Source organism: Pseudomonas fluorescens, assembly GCF_902497875.1.
GTDB lineage: Bacteria > Pseudomonadota > Gammaproteobacteria > Pseudomonadales > Pseudomonadaceae > Aquipseudomonas > Aquipseudomonas fluorescens_BR.
Map to the genome: position 1 here is coordinate 14,191 of NZ_CABVHY010000019.1, position 17,467 is coordinate 31,657.

The 17,467-nt window shown below is 59.3% G+C and carries 14 protein-coding genes and 1 pseudogene; 7 read left to right on the forward strand and 8 right to left on the reverse strand.

Going from position 1 to position 17,467, the window contains the following annotated elements:
• Positions 1-128 precede the first annotated feature (128 nt).
• Positions 129-1,556: an exodeoxyribonuclease I gene (gene sbcB, locus F8N85_RS19275; RefSeq protein ID WP_150805128.1), complete on the forward strand. Its 1,428-nt coding sequence runs from the start codon at positions 129-131 to the stop codon at positions 1,554-1,556.
• A gap of 86 nt (positions 1,557-1,642) precedes the next feature.
• Here the strand turns inward: sbcB and mvaT are convergent, their stop codons facing one another.
• On the reverse strand, positions 1,643-2,020 hold the full coding sequence (gene mvaT / locus F8N85_RS19280) for a histone-like nucleoid-structuring protein MvaT (RefSeq protein WP_150805129.1): 378 nt from the start codon (positions 2,018-2,020) through the stop codon (positions 1,643-1,645).
• A 350-nt stretch (positions 2,021-2,370) separates the two neighbouring features.
• Between mvaT and purU the strand changes: the two genes are divergently transcribed.
• Positions 2,371-3,219 (forward strand): formyltetrahydrofolate deformylase, encoded by an 849-nt coding sequence (gene purU / locus F8N85_RS19290; RefSeq protein WP_150805131.1) that lies wholly within the window; start codon positions 2,371-2,373, stop codon positions 3,217-3,219.
• A gap of 220 nt (positions 3,220-3,439) precedes the next feature.
• Here purU and F8N85_RS19295 read toward each other — a convergent pair whose 3' ends face one another.
• The 5 genes and pseudogenes from F8N85_RS19295 to F8N85_RS35820 form a co-directional block, all read right to left on the reverse strand.
• Complete coding sequence (locus F8N85_RS19295) at positions 3,440-4,435, reverse strand: lysylphosphatidylglycerol synthase transmembrane domain-containing protein (RefSeq protein ID WP_150805132.1); 996 nt, start codon at positions 4,433-4,435, stop codon at positions 3,440-3,442.
• Positions 4,432-5,208, reverse strand: coding sequence for a DUF2334 domain-containing protein (locus tag F8N85_RS19300; RefSeq protein WP_150805133.1), 777 nt, complete (start codon positions 5,206-5,208; stop codon positions 4,432-4,434). The genes F8N85_RS19295 and F8N85_RS19300 overlap by 4 nt, the downstream gene beginning before the upstream one ends.
• The gene (locus F8N85_RS19305; RefSeq protein ID WP_150805134.1) at positions 5,201-6,322 is read right to left on the reverse strand and encodes a glycosyltransferase family 4 protein; all 1,122 of its coding nucleotides are present in this window, start codon (positions 6,320-6,322) and stop codon (positions 5,201-5,203) included. Before F8N85_RS19305 ends, F8N85_RS19300 begins: the two co-directional genes overlap by 8 nt.
• 223 nt (positions 6,323-6,545) lie before the next feature.
• Complete coding sequence (locus tag F8N85_RS35815) at positions 6,546-7,310, reverse strand: methyl-accepting chemotaxis protein (RefSeq protein WP_412072505.1); 765 nt, start codon at positions 7,308-7,310, stop codon at positions 6,546-6,548.
• Positions 7,311-7,403: 93 nt separating this feature from the next.
• Positions 7,404-8,435, reverse strand: a pseudogene (locus tag F8N85_RS35820) (cache domain-containing protein); the annotation flags it as partial.
• 193 nt (positions 8,436-8,628) lie between these two features.
• Between F8N85_RS35820 and F8N85_RS19315 the strand changes: the two are divergent.
• On the forward strand, positions 8,629-10,116 hold the full coding sequence (locus F8N85_RS19315; protein WP_150805226.1) for a helicase HerA-like domain-containing protein: 1,488 nt from the start codon (positions 8,629-8,631) through the stop codon (positions 10,114-10,116).
• 33 nt (positions 10,117-10,149) lie between these two features.
• On the opposite strand, the gene F8N85_RS19320 is transcribed toward F8N85_RS19315, so the two are convergent.
• Entirely contained in the window at positions 10,150-10,608 is a 459-nt protein-coding gene (locus tag F8N85_RS19320) for a DUF721 domain-containing protein (protein ID WP_150805136.1), read from the reverse strand.
• A 309-nt stretch (positions 10,609-10,917) separates the two neighbouring features.
• On the opposite strand from F8N85_RS19320, the gene secA reads away from it, so the two are divergent.
• The 4 genes from secA (at position 10,918) to F8N85_RS19340 (ending at position 16,737) form a co-directional block, all read left to right on the forward strand.
• Entirely contained in the window at positions 10,918-13,653 is a 2,736-nt protein-coding gene (gene secA / locus F8N85_RS19325) for a preprotein translocase subunit SecA (protein WP_150805137.1), read from the forward strand.
• Positions 13,654-13,770: 117 nt separating this feature from the next.
• Positions 13,771-14,988: a bifunctional glutamate N-acetyltransferase/amino-acid acetyltransferase ArgJ gene (argJ, locus tag F8N85_RS19330; RefSeq protein WP_150805138.1), complete on the forward strand. Its 1,218-nt coding sequence runs from the start codon at positions 13,771-13,773 to the stop codon at positions 14,986-14,988.
• Between the two features lie 175 nt (positions 14,989-15,163).
• A complete protein-coding gene (locus F8N85_RS19335) occupies positions 15,164-15,796 on the forward strand; it encodes a glutathione S-transferase family protein (protein ID WP_150805139.1) in 633 nt (210 codons plus the stop codon).
• Positions 15,793-16,737 (forward strand): Nudix family hydrolase, encoded by a 945-nt coding sequence (locus F8N85_RS19340; RefSeq protein ID WP_150805140.1) that lies wholly within the window; start codon positions 15,793-15,795, stop codon positions 16,735-16,737. The genes F8N85_RS19335 and F8N85_RS19340 overlap by 4 nt, the downstream gene beginning before the upstream one ends.
• 146 nt (positions 16,738-16,883) lie before the next feature.
• Here the strand turns inward: F8N85_RS19340 and F8N85_RS19345 are convergent, their stop codons facing one another.
• The gene (locus F8N85_RS19345) at positions 16,884-17,465 is read right to left on the reverse strand and encodes a cob(I)yrinic acid a,c-diamide adenosyltransferase (RefSeq protein WP_150805141.1); all 582 of its coding nucleotides are present in this window, start codon (positions 17,463-17,465) and stop codon (positions 16,884-16,886) included.
• Positions 17,466-17,467: the final 2 nt, after the last annotated feature.

Below are 17,467 nucleotides of genomic sequence, written 5' to 3' on the forward strand. Positions count from 1 at the left end.
TGACCGAGGGACAAACGACATAACTATGTAACAAACAATGCCGCGAGTAAGGATTCAATGCACACAGCGCTGGTCGGGCCAACCTGTGAGCGCCTAGACTTTGTCGGTCTTTAGATCAGGAATAGCCCGTGACCTCCATCTTCTGGTACGACTATGAAACCACCGGTATCAACCCACGCTGCGACCGTGCGTTGCAAGTGGCTGGGATCCGCACCGATGCCAGGCTCAATGAGATAGGCGAGCCGGTCAATCTCTACTGCCAGCCGAGCGACGATATCCTGCCGCACCCGGTGGCCAGCATGATTACCGGCATTACCCCGAGTCGCCTGGCCGAGCAAGGCCTGAGTGAAGCCGAGTTCATGACCCGGGTTCACGCACAGCTGGCGGCACCCGGTACGTGCGGTGCGGGCTACAACACCCTGCGCTTCGATGACGAAGTGACCCGCTATAGCCTGTACCGGAATTTTTTCGACCCTTATGCCCGCGAGTGGCAGGGCGGTAACAGTCGCTGGGATCTGATCGATGTGGTTCGCACCGCGTATGCGTTGCGCCCGCAAGGCATTGTCTGGCCCGAAGAAGACGGCCGCGTCACGCTCAAGCTCGAACGCCTGACCGCCGCCAACGGCATCGACCATGGCCAGGCCCACGATGCCTTGTCCGATGTGCGGGCGACTATTGCGCTGGCGCGGTTGATCCGTGAGAAACAGCCGAAGTTATATGACTGGCTGTTCCAGTTGCGCAGCAAGCAAAAGGTCATGGAGCAGATAACGCTGCTGCAGCCGATGGTGCATATCTCGGGGCGCTTTTCTGCTGCCCGGCACTATGTGGGCGTGGTTCTGCCGCTGGCCTGGCATCCACGTAACCGTAATGCCCTGATCGTTTGCGATCTGCACCTCGATCCCCAGGGGTTGCTGGATCAGGACGCCGACACTTTGCGTCAACGGCTGTATGCTCGCCATGACGATCTGCTTCCCGGCGAGTTGCCCGTTCCGCTCAAGTTGATCCATATCAACCGTTGTCCGGTGGTGGCACCGTTGTCTGTTTTACGCGCCGAAGATCAGCAGCGCCTGCAATTGGACATGGCCGGGTATCAGGCTAGAGCGCTGCGGCTAACTGCCGCACATGAAGTTTGGCGAGATAAAATCCAGGCGATGTATTCCAGCGAGGACTTTGTCCCCTGCCTGGACCCTGAGCAACAGTTATACGCTGGCTTTATGGGTGATCGCGATCGCCGGTTATGTGAGCAAGTCAGGACCGCCGACCCTGCTCAATTAGCGCAAGAGCAATGGCCGTTCGATGATGAGCGCCTGCCCGAATTATTATTCCGCTACCGTGCTCGCAACTTTCCAGACACCTTGAATGAGCAGGAGCAAGAACGCTGGCGTTTATTCTGTCAGCAACGTTTGAGCGATCCTGAATACGGGGCTCCGAATACGCTGGAGACTTTTAATCAAGCCACGGTGCAAGGCCTGGCCACGGCGACAGAGGGGCAACGTCAGGTACTCGAGGAGTGGAACAATTATGCTCAGGCGTTACGCAAACGTTTGAGCCTGTGAGTTCATTCACTGAATGTCAGGCATAAAAAAACGCCAGCGGGCTGGCGTTTTTTGATCGTCACAAAGTGCTCTGCGACGGCTGTCGCTTAGCCCAGCAGGGTAGCCCAGCCTTCAACCACATCACCGCCCCACTTGGCTTTCCACTCTTTCAGAGTCTTGTGGTTGCCACCTTTGGTTTCAATGACTTCGCCATTGTGCGGGTTTTTGTATTGTTTAACCTTGCGAGCACGTTTGGTGCCGGTAGTTTTCACGGCGCCACGTGGGGTTTTGCTGGTTTTGGATTCTGGATCCAGCAGTGCAATGATGTCGCGCAGGGATTTGGAGTACTCGCCCATCAGGGTGCGCAGTTTGCCTTCGAATTCCAGCTCGGTTTGCAGTTTGTCGTCTTGGGACAGATTCTTCAAACGGGCTTGCAGCTCTTTGATAGCTTCTTCGGTGGCGCGGTATTCGTTGATCAAGGACATGTGGACTACCTTATGTTGGGCACTGGATGACACGGTTACAGTGTCGCAATAATAGTCAGACAGTTTCAGCAAGTAAACATTAAAGCGGACTTTTATTTTATTTAAGTAGAGGGGTTCACAAGAATTCCGAGTGTCAGTTAAATAAAGTGATGGATTCACTCCAGATATTCACATTAGAAACCTTGCGCAATTTGTGGGAAAGACACTCATGGGTTTTCGCGTAACGAAAGACGCTGAAGGTCGACACGCAAGGTCTGACCAGGCGTGTGATCAATGCATCAGGGATACTGCAGTTTTGCCGCACAATGGCTAGAATGACCGCCTTTGCGAAGTTCTGGAGTCTCCCCCTCATGCGCACTTTTCGGCTGGTGATTGCTTGCCCGGACCGCGTCGGCATCGTTGCTAAAGTCAGTAACTTTCTGGCGTCCCATAACGGCTGGATCACCGAAGCGAGCCATCACTCGGACAATCAAAGTGGTTGGTTCTTCATGCGTCACGAAATTCGTGCCGATTCGCTGCCCTTCGGGCTTGAAGCTTTTCGCGAGGCCTTTGCGCCGATTGCCGAAGCCTTCTCCATGGTCTGGCGCATTACTGACACCGAGCAGAAGAAGCGCGTGGTGCTGATGGCCAGCCGTGAGTCCCATTGCCTGGCTGACTTGCTGCACCGCTGGCACAGCGACGAACTGGACTGCGAAATCTCCTGCGTGATCTCCAACCACAACGACCTGCGCAGCATGGTCGAGTGGCACGGCATCCCGTATTACCACGTGCCGGTGAATCCACAGGATAAAGAGCCGGCTTTTGCCGAGGTTTCGCGTTTGGTCAAGCAGCATGATGCCGAAGTCGTGGTACTTGCCCGTTACATGCAGATACTGCCGCCCGAGTTGTGCCGGGAATATGCGCATAAAGTCATCAATATCCATCACAGCTTCCTGCCGTCGTTCGTCGGTGCCAAGCCCTACCATCAGGCTTCGATGCGCGGCGTAAAACTGATTGGCGCAACCTGCCACTACGTGACCGAAGAGCTGGATGCCGGGCCGATCATCGAACAGGACGTGGTGCGGGTCAGCCATAGCGACAGCATCGAAGACATGGTGCGTTTCGGTCGTGACGTCGAGAAGATGGTGCTGGCTCGTGGTCTGCGCTACCACCTGGAAGACCGGGTGCTGGTGCATGGCAATAAGACCGTGGTGTTCTGACGATCTGCCGATAGGCTGCGATCTATTAGCGATTTGAGTACCGTCGAAGATCAAGATCAAAAGATCGCAGCCTGCGGCAACTCCTACACGGAATTAGCGTATGCCAGCGCCATTGCGGACGTACGTAGTCGGCGTAGGAGCTGCCGATAGGCTGCGATCTTTTAGCGATTTCAATACCGTCGAAGCCAATTGCAGGAAAAACCGCCTGCCGAGCCTGACCCTAAGCCTGTTTGAGTTTGATCAACTTGTGCAGCAAGGGTCGTCCGACCATCAGCAGAAACACCGGTCCACCTGCCAGCAGGTAGAAGTAGTAGGTCACGGCCCGCCAGATCAGAATCGCTGCCGCCGCAGTCGATTTACCCACCATGGGCGCCAGCAACGCTGCCGAGGTGAGTTCCGTCGCGCCTGCGCCGCCGGGGAGCAGGCTCAATTGTCCGGCGCTCAGCGAGAGCATCTGGATCAGAAAACTCCACGCCCACTGCAGGTCTGCGCCTAGCCCTTGTAAAACCATGTACAGCACGCTGTAGCGTAAAAGCCAATGCAGACAGGTCAGGGCGAATACCTGGGCCAGGGTTTGCCACGGCAGTTTGAGCGTGACACTGAAGGCCGCCAAAAACTGCAGCAGTTTGCGCGCCCAGCGAAGGCGGGTCAGGGCTTTGACGTTCAGGCGATTGAGCATGCGGCCGCAGAGGAGGATCAATGAGCGGTGGAAACGCGCCAGGATCAGGCAGCTGCAGAGGCCGGCAAACAGTGAGAGGGCACTCAGGCCGAGCATCCACTCCATGCGCTGACTGAGGTTCTGGAACAGTGCGTAAAACAGAATCCCGATGACCGCACAGAGAAAGAACAGCAGATCACTCAATTGGTCCATGGCAAACACCGCACTGCCATGGGCCGGACGCACGCCGTTGCGCGCCAGCAGGGCCATCAGGGTCAGGGGGCCGCCACTGCCACCAGGAGTCGCGCAGTAGGCGAACTCGGTAGACATCACCACTCCGAGGCTTTTCAGGCGTCCGATCCGACCGCGGTGCTCCCCCAGCAACAGGCGCAGTCGAAATGAGTTGAGCACCCAGCACAGTACGATCATGCCCAGCATTGTCAGCAGCAGTGGAAGCGGGAAGCGCTGCATGCGCAGCCACATGTCACTACCACCGAGCAGCAGCGGAATCAGTACTGCCGCCAATAAGGCTACGACCAGCCAGATGACCCTGATCATGGTTTGCCCCGGTTTAGCCGGGCCTGAGTCGTCAGCCAGTTGGCCTTGGTCATTGGCACGCGACCCTCGGCCAGCAAACGCTTGAGCGTCTGCAGCCAGTAGTTGCGAGAAGATCCATGGCGCAAGTCCACCGGATGCACGCCGAGGCGAATCACCGGTGCGTGTCGCCATCGCTGTTCGCGTTGCTCGCTGAGTACCTTCGACAGGCCACGGCGCCAGGCACTGCGCGAACTCCAGACCAGCCCGGGCGCATCGACCGGCGTGAAGTCCGGCAGGCGATAGAGATGCTGCGGGTCACTGGTATAGGCGAGTGGTAACTGACACAACGCCTGGCGCGTGCCCTGGCTCATCAGCCAGGCTGGGGCGACAAAGCCCCGCAGCGGCCAGTGGTAGCGCTGGAACAGTTCGATTCCGGCGTGCAGGCGCGCCAGGGCGGCATTTTGCGACAAGCCGTAGAACTCGCCCTCATGGGTGTAGATCCGCCGCATGAACCAATCCCGGGGACTCTGCGGGGCCGGACTGTCATCGCAATGAAAATAGCCGTGCAGCGCCAGTTCGTCACCCCGGGCCAGGCGGCTGCCCAGCAGGCGACGAAACCCCGGATGGGCGTCCAGCGCATTCTGCTTGTGGAAGTCGGGCACCACCAGCCAAGTCATTGGCACGTTGCCCAGTGCATCGACTGCTTCGACGAACGGCTGATAATCCGCCCAGGTGTGCGGCGCGACATCATGCAGCACCAGTATGACGCTGGGCGTGCTCACGGGCTCAACCATGGGCCAGTATCGGCGGCGGGCTACCGAGCACGGCGCGATAGTGCCCCAACAGGCTACTGACCACCGCGTCCCAGGCGTAATGCTCTTCGACATGCTGTCGGGCCTGCTGACCGAGGCGGGCGCTGCCCTGAGCGAACAGGTCACGCACGGCATTGGCCATCGCCTGCGGGCTGTCCGGAGTACAGAGCAGGCCGCAATCCCGGGGAATGATTTCCTTGAACGCCCCGGCCGCCACGGCGACCACTGGAATTGCGCTGGCCATGGCTTCAAGGATCACCAGGCCGAAGGTTTCCTGATCGCCGGCATGGATCAGCGCATCAGAACTGGCCATCAACCGCGCGACCTGTTGAGCCGGGCAGAATTGGTCGATCACTGTGACGTTGTCCGGTACAACGGCGGGCATCGATGAGCCGACCAGCAGCAGGTGATAGCGCTCCCCGAGGAGTTTCATGCAATTGAGTAGAACCTGCAGGTTCTTTTCCTTGGAACCGCGTCCGGCAAAAATCAGCAGGCGGGTGTCGTCGTTAATTCCCAGTTCAGCGCGCAAAGTGGGGTCGCGGGCGCTGGGGTTGAAGGTTTGCAGGTCGACGCCCAAGGGCTGCACATAAACGTTCTTCACCCCCAGTCCGGTCAGCTTGTCAGCCATGATCTGGCTGGGTGCCAATACCCGATCGAAATTGCCATAGAGCTTGCGGATATAGGCTTCGACATTCGGCGTGCACCAGTTGCCCATGCGGTTACTCACCAGCAGGGGCAGATCGGAGTGATAAAAGCCGATCACCGGCACGTCCAGTTGACGGCGAGCGTCGAGGGCGGCCCAAGCGGTGAGGTATGGATCACCGACTTCGATCAAGTCGGGTTCCAAGGCGCGCAGGACATTGCGCCAGGGGGCCAGACGCCAGGGAAAGCGGTAACCGTTGCCAAAGGGCACGGCGGGAGCGGGAACTGTGTAAATACCGTCCTGCTCGCTCAGACCCGCCCCGGGGATCAGCAAGCTGTGACGGATTCCTGGCTGACGTCCCAGGCGACGGTGTTTGGCATCCAGATAAGTGCGCACGCCACCGCTGGCAGGGGCGTAGAACATGGTTATGTCAGCGATATGCACGATGAGCATCCCTCCTATCCGATGTTCTCCATAGGGTTGACCTTAATGAAGGATAGATGTTCGGTTGAGGATTTGCGGGGGAGGTGTGTGCCAGATAAATGCTGGGGTGCCTGATAAGAAGCCTTCGCGGGCAAGCCCGCTCCCACTGGGTATGAGCTGAATCACAGACTTGTGACCGACGCATAACCCTGTGGGAGCGGGCTTGCCCGCGAAGAGGCCGGATGGGCCGGCGCTAGATACGGAAACTGCCCACCAGTTGCTTCAACCGCGCCGCCTGTTGCTCAAGGTCCGCGCAAGCCCTCAAGGTCGACTGCAGGTTTTCCACGCCTTCCTGGTTGAGGGTATTGATCTCGGTGATGTCGACGTTAAGCGACTCGACCACCGCAGTCTGTTCCTCGGTGGCGGTGGCCACCGACTGGTTCATCCCGTCGATCTCGCCGATGCGCTGGGTCACGCTGTTAAGACGTTCACCGGCGAGGTTGGCGATTTCCACGCTGTCCTGGCTATGGCGTTGGCTTTCGCTCATGGTCCCGACCGACTCGCGTGCCCCGACCTGCAGCTCTTCGATCATGGTCTGCACCTGTTGCGCCGACTCTTGGGTGCGATGCGCCAGGTTGCGCACTTCATCGGCCACCACCGCAAAACCACGACCGGCTTCACCGGCGCGAGCGGCTTCGATGGCGGCGTTGAGCGCCAGCAGGTTGGTCTGTTGCGAGATGCTGGTGATCACTTCGAGAATCTGCCCGATGTTCACCGTCTTGCTGTTGAGCGATTCGATGTTGGTGCTCGAAGCACTGAGCATGGTGGACAGCTGATTCATCGCTTTGATGCTTCTGTCGACCACTTGCTGGCCGTCTTCGGCCAGGCTGCGGGCGTCGCTGGAGTGCTGCGAGGCAAGGGCGGCGTTCTGGGCGATTTCCTGGGCGGCGGCGCCCAGTTGATTGATCGCCGCGGCGACGCTGCTGGTGCGCGAAGCCTGCTGGTCGGAATTGAACATCGACGAGTTGGAAGCGCTGACCACGCGCAAGGCCACTTCGTTGACTTGGCCGGTGGCCGACGCAACTTCGCGAATCGAGGTGTGAATCCGCTCGACGAAGCGGTTGAAGGCGGTGCCGAGAATGCCGAACTCGTCCTGGTTCTGGATCGTCAGGCGCCGGGTCAGATCACCCTCGCCGTCGGCAATGTCCTGCATAGCGCGAGTCATGACATGCAGGGGTTGCAGCAGGATCCGGATCAGCATGCCGAGCAGGGCGATGATGATCGCCACGGCAATCACGGTGGCGACGATCGCCGAGGCGCGGAACTCGCTGAGCCCCGAGAAAGCCTGGTCCTTGTCCACGGACAGACCGATGTACCAGTTGACCGAAGACAGGCTCTTGATGGGCGTGAAGGTAACGATTCGGCTTTTACCATCGAACTGGATTTCGCTGAGTTCGTTGCTGATTCGTGGCGTGTCCTGCGGGTAGACGTCCTTGAGTGTCTTCATTACCAGCGTTTTGTCTGGGTGTACCAGGATCTTGCCTTCAGCGCTGACCAGAAAGGCATAGCCCATGCCGTCGAAATCCAGCGCATTGATGCTGTCGGCAATCACTTGCAAGCTCAGATCGCCGCCGACCACGCCGATGTTCTGGCCGTCCTTGTGCACGCTGTTGACGATGGAAATCACCAACTGTCCGGAAGCCAGGTCGATGTAGGGTTCGGTCAGTGCCGAGCCGTTGCTGCCTTCGGCGCTTTTGTACCAGGGACGGGCACGGGGATCATAGCCATCTGGCATTTTGCTGTTCGGGCGAATGATGAAACTGCCATCTTTGTTCCCCAGATAGGCCCCCATGAAACTGGAAGTCACCGCTTTCTGTTCGAGCAGGTTGGCGACGTTGTTCATATCCGGGTTGAGGGCAACGGTCTGCGAAAGGTTTTCGATCAGCAAGCTGCGTCCGGCGAGCCAGGTCTGAATATTCTTCGCGGTAACGCTGCCCATTTCCTGCAGATAGTTATCCAGATCCCGACGGATAGCATTGCGCTGGAGATAGTCGTTGTAGAGCGTGAACAGCGCAAAGGCCGCTATCACGATCAAAGATGCGGCAAGCAAGATTTTATGGCTGAAGCGCAGATTTTTGTTCATGACGTGTAGTGTCCGCTAAGGTCTTAATGTCCAGGGCGCGCAGTTTAAAAACGCGCAAATTGGGCAAAGGTGAAAGTAAGCTGATATTTCCACCTCTCCTTAGGGAATTATCTGACTTCGTTTTCAGTCTTTTCTGGTCTCTCGCTTTGCTATATCGACCATGCAGGCCTAAAGATTAACCATGGGTGACAAAATGCCTGACACATCGCAACTCGTTATCGGTGCTGACCTTCAGGGCCAGCCGATTACCCAGGCCATGCGCCTGGCGAACCGCCACGGCTTGGTGGCAGGTGCTACCGGGACGGGGAAAACCGTGACCCTGCAACGGCTGGCCGAAGCCTTCAGCGATGCTGGCGTGGCGGTGTTCGCCGCCGATATCAAAGGCGATTTGTGCGGTCTGGGGGCTGCCGGCAATCCTCAAGGCAAAGTGGCTGAACGGATTGCCGGGATGCCCTGGCTCAATCACCGGCCACAGGCCTATCCGGTCACCCTGTGGGACATTCAAGGGCAGTCCGGCCATCCATTGCGTACCACGCTGAGCGAAATGGGACCCTTGCTGCTCGGCAGTTTGCTGGAGCTGACTGACAGTCAGCAGTCGGCTCTTTACGCGGCTTTCAAAGTGGCCGACCGCGAAGGTCTGTTGCTGCTGGACTTGAAAGACCTCAAGGCACTGCTCAATCACCTCAGGGACAATCCCGAGTTGCTCGGCGACGATACGGCGCTGATGACGACCGGCTCCAGCCAGGCACTGATGCGGCGCCTCGCGACGCTGGAGCAGCAGGGCGCCGAAGCCTTGTTCGGTGAGCCGGCGTTGCAACTCGAAGACCTTCTGCAGCCTGCCGGTGACGGCCGCGGGCGGATTCATCTGCTCGACGCCAGCCGTCTGGTGCATGAGGCGCCGAAGGTTTACGCGACCTTCCTGCTGTGGTTGCTGGCGGAGTTGTTCGAGCAACTGCCGGAACGCGGCGATGCGGAAAAACCGCTGCTGGCGCTGTTCTTCGATGAGGCGCATTTGTTGTTCGCCGACACGCCCAAAGCCCTGCAGGAACGATTGGAGCAGGTCGTACGCTTGATCCGGTCCAAAGGGGTCGGCGTGTATTTCGTCACCCAATCCCCGGGCGATCTGCCGGACGATGTGCTGGCTCAGTTGGGTTTGCGCATTCAGCACGGGTTGCGGGCGTTCACTGCCAAAGAGCAGAAATCCCTGCGGGCGGTGGCCGAGGGCTTCCGTCCGAACCCGGCGTTTGATGCGTTGGCGGTGCTGACGGAGTTGGGCATTGGTGAGTCCCTGGTCGGCACCTTGCAGGACAAGGGCACACCGGCCATGGTCCAGCGGGTGCTGGTGGCACCGCCCCAATCGCGAATCGGGCCATTGAGTGCTGCCGAACGTGCGGCTCTGATCGCCAGCTCGCCGTTGGTCGGGCGTTATGACAAGCCGCTCGATCGTGAATCGGCCTATGAAGTGCTGATGAGCCGCAAAGGATTGGCCCCGGAGCCCGAAACCGCGCCGATTAAACCGGTGGCCGAAGAGCCGAGCTTCACTGACAAGGCCGGGGAGTTTCTCGGTACCGCGGCCGGGCAGGCGTTGAAGTCAGCCATGCGCCAGGCGGCCAATCAGCTCGGGCGGCAGTTGGTCCGTGGGTTGATGGGCTCGTTGTTGGGCGGCAGCAAGCGCCGTTAGGTGTGTACCCCTGTAGGAGCAGCCGGGCTGCTCCTACAGGGGTCGCGGTTTGGCGTGACTCGCCAGACGCTCCAGCGCGGCGCGCAGGTTGGGGTCGGTAATGCCGTCGGCGGTGGCCTGAATGGTCTGCGCGGCGATGGTCGACAGGTCCATGGTGTGGCCGACTGCGCCTTGTTGCACAGTGGGAGGTTGAACCTTGAACAGAATCCGCGTCAGGCTGGAAAACTCGTCGAACATCTGCAATTGGCGTTGCAGACGTTTTTGCTGATAGCGCAGCCGGGTCGCCCAGTGGCCGTCGGTGACGATCAGCAGTAAACTGCCTTCACGCCAGGACGCCACGTGACAATGTTCACGGGCGGCAGGCTGCAGTTGGCTTTCAAGCAAACGCTGTAAATGCGCCAGACGTTGAGCGTGGCTGAAGATGGCTTTTAAAGGCTTGGCTTCGCGAAGTAACACGGCGGGTGCTTTGGCCGTAAGAGGGCGAAATGCCATGATCAGACACCTGAAGTAACAGAGCCGCCATGGTAGCAGAAAGCGCTGGTGGCGCTTGCCTCCCCATTGCTTCGCGGGCGGTTTATCCATTAAATCAACGAGTAACTTCTCGCCCGAATGGGTTGAAGTTCAGCAAAAAGCCCTTATTTTAAGAGAGCCCCGTCACAGCGCTGTGCCAGCATCGTGGAATAACGCCACTTTCCTCTCCATCGTTTCCGGGTAGAATGCTCGTTCGCATGCGGCCATGAGGGCTGCACGGGCGACTCACGGGGCCGCCCTCCATCCCTATGTGTGGAAGAACCTGCCGATATGTTTGCGCCTTTGTTAAAGAAACTTTTTGGAAGCAAGAACGAGCGCGAAGTCAAACGCATGCTCAAGACGGTACAGATCGTCAATGCCTTCGAAGAGCAAATGGTGGCTCTTTCGGACGAGCAGTTGCGCGCCAAGACCGACGAGTTCAAGGCCCGCATAGCTAAAGGTGAGACCCTCGACAAGCTGCTCCCTGAAGCCTTTGCGGTGGCCCGAGAAGCCGGTAAGCGTGTCATGGGCATGCGCCACTTCGACGTGCAACTGATCGGCGGCATGACCTTGCATGAAGGCATGATCGCTGAAATGCGTACCGGTGAAGGCAAGACCCTGGTGGCGACACTGGCTGTTTACCTGAACGCGCTGTCCGACAAGGGTGTTCACGTTGTAACAGTGAACGACTACCTGGCTCGTCGTGACGCCAACTGGATGCGTCCGCTCTACGAATTCCTCGGCATGTCGGTTGGCGTGGTCACGCCATTCCAGCCGCCGGAAGAGAAGCGTGCGGCCTACGCTGCCGACATTACCTACGGCCCCAACAACGAATTCGGTTTCGATTACCTGCGCGACAACATGGCTTTCAGCATGGAAGAAAAATTCCAGCGTGAGCTCAATTTTTCCGTAATCGATGAAGTCGACTCGATCCTGATCGACGAAGCCCGTACCCCGCTGATCATTTCCGGTCAGGCCGAAGACAGCTCCAAGCTTTATATCGAGATCAACAAACTGATCCCGCAGCTTGAACTGCACGTTGAAGAAGTGGAAGGCGAAGTCACCAAGGCTGGCCACTACACCGTTGACGAGAAAACCCGTCAGGTCGAGCTGAACGAAGCCGGTCACCAGTTCATCGAAGATATGCTGACCCGCGTTGGCCTGCTGGCTGAAGGTGAGAGCCTGTACTCGGCGCACAACCTCGGTCTGCTGACCCACGTTTATGCCGGTTTGCGCGCTCACAAACTGTTCAATCGCAACGTCGAATATATCGTTCAGGACGGTCAGGTGGTTCTGGTCGACGAACATACCGGTCGCACCATGCCGGGTCGTCGCCTGTCCGAAGGCCTGCACCAGGCCATCGAAGCCAAGGAAGGTCTGAACATTCAGGCCGAAAGCCAGACCCTGGCCTCGACCACCTTCCAGAACTACTTCCGTCTGTACAACAAGCTGTCCGGCATGACCGGCACGGCCGACACCGAAGCGTTCGAATTCCACCAGATCTACGGTCTGGCGGTGATGGTCATTCCACCGAACAAGCCGCTGGCACGTAAAGACTACAACGACCTGGTGTTCCTGACGGCGGAAGAGAAGTACGCCGCCATCATCACGGACATCAAGGAATGCATGACTCAGGGCCGTCCGGTGCTGGTGGGTACCGCGACCATCGAAACCTCCGAGCACATGTCCAGTCTGCTGCAGAAGGAAGGCATCGAACACAAGGTTCTGAACGCCAAGTTCCACGAAAAAGAAGCCGAGATCATCGCCCAGGCCGGTCGCCCGGGTGCGCTGACCATCGCCACCAACATGGCCGGTCGTGGTACCGACATTCTGTTGGGCGGTAACTGGGAAGTTGAAGTGGCCTCCCTGGAAAGCCCGACCCCTGAGCAGATCGCCCAGATCAAGGCCGACTGGCAGAAACGTCACCAGCAAGTGCTCGAATCGGGCGGCTTGCAGGTGATCGCCTCCGAGCGTCACGAATCGCGTCGTATCGACAACCAGCTGCGCGGTCGTGCCGGTCGTCAGGGTGACGCTGGTTCCAGCCGTTTCTACCTGTCGCTGGAAGACAGCCTGATGCGCATCTTCGCCTCGGACCGGGTGAAGAACTTCATGAAAGCCCTGGGCATGCAGTCCGGCGAAGCGATCGAGCACCGCATGGTGACCAACGCCATCGAGAAGGCCCAGCGCAAGGTCGAAGGCCGCAACTTCGACATTCGTAAGCAGCTGCTCGAGTTCGACGACGTCAACAACGAACAACGTAAAGTGATCTATCACATGCGTAACACGTTGCTCGCCGCGGACAACATCGGTGAAACCATCGCCGACTTCCGTCAGGACGTACTCAACGCCACCGTCAGCGCGCACATTCCTCCACAGTCGCTGCCCGAGCAGTGGGACGTGGCCGGTCTGGAAGCCGCTCTGCTGAGCGACTTCGGGGTGAAGCTGCCGATCCAGCAATGGCTCGACGAAGACGATCATCTCTACGAAGAAACCCTTCGCGAGAAGCTGATGACCGAGCTGCTGGCCGCCTACAACGAAAAAGAAGAGCAAGCGAGTGCCGAAGCACTGCGCAGCTTCGAGAAACAAATCGTTCTGCGCGTGCTCGATGACCTGTGGAAAGACCACCTGTCGACCATGGATCACTTGCGTCACGGCATCCATTTGCGCGGTTATGCGCAGAAAAATCCGAAGCAGGAATACAAGCGCGAGTCCTTCACCCTGTTCTCCGAACTGCTGGATTCGATCAAACGCGATTCGATCCGTGTGTTGTCTCACGTTCAGGTTCGCCGCGAAGACCCGATCGAAGAGGAAGCCCGCCTGCGTCAGGAAGCCGAAGCACTGGCTCAACGCATGCAGTTCCAGCACGATGAGGCTCCAGGCCTGGAGCAACCGGAAATTCTGGGTGAAGAGGTCGATGTGGCCCTCGCCACCGCTCCGGTACGCAACGAACAGAAGTTGGGTCGCAACGAACTGTGCTATTGCGGTTCGGGCAAGAAATTCAAGCACTGTCACGGGCAAATCAACTAATACCCGTTTCAGTAGCTGATATATCCGCGCCGCGACCGGCCTAGCCGTCGCGGCGTTTTACCATTGAAAACACCGTCCATCGAGGGCGGCGCAGACATCTTACTTAGGAGCGCATTCATGGCTGTTGGTCTTGGTCCTTTGCCAACGTTGCACCCGGTTGCCGGTTTTGAACTCGGTATCGCCTCGGCTGGCATCAAGCGCCCGGGGCGCAAGGATGTCGTGGTCATGCGCTGTGCCGAAGGCTCCACGGTCGCGGGCGTGTTCACCCTGAACGCGTTCTGCGCCGCTCCGGTGATCCTCGCCAAACAACGCGTGCAGGGTCCGGTGCGTTACCTGTTGACCAATACCGGCAATGCCAACGCCGGTACCGGTGAGCCGGGCCTGGCCGCCGCCGAGCGTACCTGCGCCAAGCTGGCCGAGTTGACCGGTGTCGACGCCAGCCTGGTGCTGCCGTACTCCACGGGCGTGATTGGCGAGCCGTTGCCGGTCGAGAAAATCGAAGGTGCCTTGCAGGCGGCCCTCGATGATTTGTCCGTGGACAACTGGGCCGCTGCCGCCACCGGGATCATGACCACCGACACTCTGCCCAAGGGTGCGAGCCGACAGTTCCAGCACGACGGCGTGACCGTCACTGTCACGGGCATCAGCAAAGGCGCGGGGATGATCCGCCCGAACATGGCGACCATGCTTGGCTACATTGCCACCGACGCCAAAGTCTCTCGCGAAGTGTTGCAGAACCTGCTGCTGGATGGCGCCAACAAGTCGTTCAACCGCATCACCATCGACGGCGACACCTCGACCAACGATTGCTGCATGCTGATCGCCACTGGTCAGGCGGCGCTGCCGGAAATCACCGAAGCGAGCGGTCCACTGTTCGTAGCGCTGAAACAAGCGGTGTTCGAAGTCTGCATGGAAGTAGCCCAGGCTATCGTCCGTGATGGCGAAGGCGCGACCAAATTCGTCACCGTCGAAGTCAATGGCGGCGGCAACCATCAGGAATGCCTGGACGTCGGGTACACCGTGGCCCACTCGCCACTGATCAAGACCGCGCTGTTCGCTTCCGACCCGAACTGGGGTCGCATTCTCGCCGCCGTCGGCCGTGCCGGCGTGCCGAACCTGGATGTGAGCAAGATCGACGTATTCCTCGGCGAGGTGTGCATCGCCAGCCGTGGTGCGCGTGCGGCGACCTACACCGAAGCCCAGGGCGCAGCGGTGATGCAGCGGGAAGAAATCACCATTCGCATCGAACTGGGCCGCGGTGATTGCAGTGAAACCATCTGGACCACCGACCTGTCCCACGAGTACGTGAAGATCAACGCCGAGTACCGTACGTAAGCAAGCTCGAGACCGAGTCGCTGCAATCGCGAGCAAGCTCGCTCCCACACTGGTCCTGCCATACACAAATACTGTGTTCGCTGGAGATCTACTGTGGGAGCGAGCTTGCTCGCGATGACGGACCTCCAGACGCTATAAATGCTAGCCTGTTCCCCTTACGAAAAGGCGCCAAACCATGAGCTTCCACCTGATCATCGGCGACAAACTCTATTCCTCCTGGTCCCTGCGCGGCGCACTGGCGCTGGAGTTGGCAGGAGCAAGCTACACCGAAGAGCTGATCAAACTGAATCAGCCTGACACCCTCCAGTTGATCCTCAAGCATTCGGCGACAGGCAAGGTGCCGTTGCTGAAAACCGAGCACGGCACCATCGCCGACTCGCTGGCGATCGCTGAGTACCTGGTTGAACGTTTCCCCGAGGCCGATATGTGGCCGCGCGACATCGCCGCTCGTGCCCAGGCCCGTTCCGCTTGCGCGCAGATGCACAGCGGTTTTTTCGCGATGCGCGGCAACATGCCGTTCGACCTGAGCCACGATGCCCCCTTGTCACCGATGCCGCCTGCCGTGCAGGCTGATATCGAACGCATGCTGGCACTGTGGGCGGAGTGCCGTGCCGCGGCGACTGAGCAGGGGCCTTTTCTGTTCGGCCGGGTCAGTCTGGCAGACGCCTTTTTCGCACCGATTGCGGTGCGTCTGCGAACCTATCAGGTTGCGTTGCCAGAGGCCGACGCGGCGTATGTCGAAACAATTTACCAATGGCCAGCCTTCAAGGCCTGGCAGAAGGCCGGTTTAGAGGAAGTAGTGCGGTGAAACGAGTCCATGTGGCAGCAGCCGTTATCCGCGGCGCAGACGGCAAAATCCTGATCGCCCGACGTGCCGATACTCAGCATCAGGGCGGTCTCTGGGAGTTTCCCGGCGGCAAGGTCGAGGCCGATGAGGCGGTGGAAACGGCGCTGGCCCGTGAGCTGCAGGAGGAGTTGGGCATTGTGCCCGGCACCGCGCGGCCATTGATCAAGATTCAGCATGACTACCCGGACAAGCAGGTGTTGCTGGACGTCTGGGAGGTGGCGGACTTTACCGGTGAGCCTCACGGTGCCGAAGGCCAACCCCTGGCCTGGGTTACGCCGCGGGAACTGGGGGGCTACGAGTTCCCGGCCGCCAACCGGCCGATCGTCGCGGCGGCGCGTTTGCCGGGTGAATACTTGATCACCCCTGAGGGACTGGAGACACCGGCCTTGTTACGGGGTATTCAGAAAGCCATTGCCGGTGGCATCAAGCTGATTCAACTGCGTGCGCCGAATGGCTACGACCCGAAATACCGCGATCTGGCAGTGGATGCGGCGGGCTTGTGTGCGGGCAAGGCACAATTGATGCTCAAGGGGCCGTTTGAGTGGCTGGGAGACTTCCCGTCCGCCGGTTGGCACGTGACTGCCGCGCAATTGCGCAAGTACGCCAGCGCCGGTCGGCCACTGCCTGCATCGCGCTGGCTTGCCGCTTCCTGCCACAACGCCGAGGAATTGGCCCTGGCCGAAGAAATGGGCGTGGATTTCGTCACCCTGTCGCCGGTTCAACACACCCAGACTCATCCGGATGCGCAGCCGTTGGGTTGGGATCAGGCGAGTCAGTTGATCAGCGGCTTCAACAGGCCGGTGTTTCTGCTTGGCGGAGTCGGCCCGGCCGAACGCCAGCGTGCCTGGGAAAGCGGTGCGCAGGGTGTTGCGGGGATTCGGGCGTTCTGGCCTGAGGCTTGATTCTGGGGTGCAGCTACTGGCCCCATCGCGAGCAAGCTCGCTCCCACAGTGATCGAAGTCGGCCGAAAAGTTGTGTGGCTGACGCGGTCAATGTGGGAGCGAGCTTGCTCGCGATAGCGGACTGTCTGGCAATAAAAATCTTTCTATTAAACCTCAGGCTTCGCCGCCGCCTCCCAAAGAATCTCCGCCACGCCCTGACGCTTGGCAATCAAACGCGCAGCAACAAACAGCAAGTCTGACAGCCGATTGATATAGGCCAGGCCAACCCCGGCCAACGGCTCGACGGCATTCAACTGCTGGCAACGCCGCTCAGCACTGCGGGCCAGGCTGCGGCACACATGAGCCTGGGCGATCAGTGCCGAGCCGCCGGGCAGAATGAAATTCTTCAATGGCCCAAGTTCTTCATTCCACAAATCGATAGCCGCCTCCAGGCGTTCGATTTCAGTCGCGTCGAGCGCCTGATACACCGGCATCGCCAACTCGCCACCCAGGTCGAACAAGCGATGCTGGCAGGGTGTCAGGACTTCGATCACTTCAGTCAATCCTGGGCACTGGCGGCTATGCTCGGCCAACCCGGCCAGCAACACGCCCAATTGGCTGTTCAGGGAATCGACTTCGCCCATGGCTTCGACCCGGGGGTGATCCTTGGGCACCCGACGTCCGTCGCCCAGGGAGGTGGAGCCTTTGTCGCCGGTGCGTGTGTAAATCTTCGACAAGCGAAATCCCATGC